This is a genomic window from Undibacterium umbellatum (genome assembly GCF_014284125.1).
GTDB classification, from domain to species: domain Bacteria; phylum Pseudomonadota; class Gammaproteobacteria; order Burkholderiales; family Burkholderiaceae_D; genus Undibacterium; species Undibacterium umbellatum.
Map to the genome: position 1 here is coordinate 1 of NZ_JACOFX010000077.1, position 364 is coordinate 364.

At 39.0% G+C, this 364-nt stretch carries 1 rRNA gene; it reads left to right on the forward strand.

From position 1 onward, the window contains the following. Window positions 1-248: 248 nt before the first annotated feature. Window positions 249-364, forward strand: a 23S ribosomal RNA gene (locus H8L47_RS29260); the annotation flags it as partial.

Sequence of the window (364 nt, forward strand, 5' to 3'; positions counted from 1 at the left end):
TCGAACAAACATAGTATTAAAAAGAGTTTGAAAAGCTGTCGAAAGACAAGTTTTAGAAAAAATCAAATTCCTTGAGATACGGCAAACGCTAAAGTAATACTCATAAGTAGTAAAGAACTATACCGTTCTTTGTACTGGGTTTAGTAAGAATGAACTAAAAATCATCTGGCTCTGCCAGTGATTTTTACCTGACTAGACCAAACAAAAGTAGGTTTTTACTTTTGTTTGTACAGAGGCTAACGTTATAGGGACAAGTGACTAAGTGCACATGGTGGATGCCTTGGCGATATCAGGCGATGAAGGACGTAGTAGCTTGCGATAAGCTGCGGGGAGTGAGCAAACACACATTGATCCGCAGATTTCC